Annotated in this window: 2 protein-coding genes; both read left to right on the forward strand. The window is 64.4% G+C overall.

Translation table 11 applies throughout. The annotated features are described in order from the left end of the window. Positions 1–783, forward strand: a 783-nt coding sequence (locus CFR80_RS18090) for a Cof-type HAD-IIB family hydrolase (RefSeq protein WP_029329711.1), incomplete at its 5' end; no start/stop codon positions are given. After that, positions 776–1,505 (forward strand): 6-phosphogluconolactonase (pgl, locus tag CFR80_RS18095; RefSeq protein ID WP_010514125.1); only part of this gene is annotated, 730 nt, incomplete at its 3' end. The genes CFR80_RS18090 and pgl, both read left to right, overlap by 8 nt.

The following is a 1,505-nucleotide window of genomic DNA, read 5'->3' on the forward strand; positions in this document are numbered from 1 at the left end:
CTGGCCGATGTGGACGGCACGCTGGTCACGAAGGACAAGATCCTGACACCACGCGCCATCCGGGCTGTCGAACGCCTGCGTGAACGTGGCATCCTGTTCACCATCACCAGCGGCCGCCCGCCCAAGGGCATGAAGATGGTCATTGACCCGCTGAAGATTTCCGAACCGATCGCAGGCTTCAACGGCGGGATGATGGTCCGGCCCGATTTCACCGTGATCGAGGCCCGCACCCTGCCGGCCGATACCGCGCGCAGGGTGATTGGCATCATCCGTGACCACAGGGCCGACCCGTGGGTCTATAACGGCAATGACTGGATCGTCTCCAACGCTGAAGCCCCGCATGTCGCGCGCGAGCAGTGGACGGTGAAATTCCCGCCCGTGGTCGGCAATGTGGAAGACAGGCTGGATCAGGTGGTCAAGATCACCGGCGTCAGCGATGACCTCGACCTCATGAAACGCCTCGAGCATGACCTGCAGCAGGCATTGGGCGATACGGCGTCGGCCGCCCTGTCGCAGCCGTACTACGTGGATGTGACCAACAGGGACGCCAACAAGGGCGGCGTGGTGATGACGCTCGAGCGCCTGCTGGGCATTCCCGCCAGCCAGATGGTGACGCTGGGCGACCAGCCCAATGACGTGCTGATGTTCCGCAGGAGCGGCATGTCGATCGCCATGGGGCAGGCCAGCCCCGAGGTGCAGAAGCAGGCGACCCATGTCTCGACCTCGTGCGAGGAGGAAGGGTTCGCCAATGGCATTGAGAAATACGTGCTGGGAGATGCATGACATGACGGTGGGACATGACGTGAAAACGGGCCGGATGGTGGTCCTGCCCGATGCCGAGGCCATTGCCCGGCATATGGCGAAGTGGCTGACGGAGCAGGCGCTGGCGAAAACGGGCGGCCCGTTCGTGATCGCGCTGTCGGGCGGGTCCACGCCAAAGCGGCTGTACCAGATCCTGGCGTCGGACGCGTACCGTGACCGCTTCCCGTGGGCGAACACGCAGTTCTTCTTTGGCGATGAACGCTTCGTGCCCGACAGCGATCCGGCCAGCAATTACAACATGGTGGAGACCGAAATGCTGGCCCACGTGCCGGTGCCGCCCGCCAACGTCCACCCCATGCCGACCTCGGGCGACCCGGCGCAGGCAGCGGCGGCCTATCAGGCGGAGCTGGAACAGGTATATGGCAGCAGGGTGCTGGAACCCGGCCGCCCGCTGTTTGACGTGGTGATGCTGGGTCTGGGCGATAACGGGCATACCGCATCGCTGTTCCCGCGGCAGCCCGTGCTGAAGGAAAGGACGCTGTGGGTTTCAAGCTGCGTGCCCGATGACGCGCCGCATACGCGCCTGACGCTGACCTATCCCGCCATTCATTCCAGCCGCCATGTGGTGTTCATGCTGGCGGGTGCGGGCAAGCGCGAGGCGTTTGCGAAGGTACGCGCCGGTGACCCGGCGGAACCCGCCAGCCACATCACGACCGAAGGCGAACTCATCTGGCTTATGGACA

The organism is Komagataeibacter oboediens (genome assembly GCF_003207815.1).
GTDB classification, from domain to species: Bacteria; Pseudomonadota; Alphaproteobacteria; order Acetobacterales; family Acetobacteraceae; genus Komagataeibacter; species Komagataeibacter oboediens.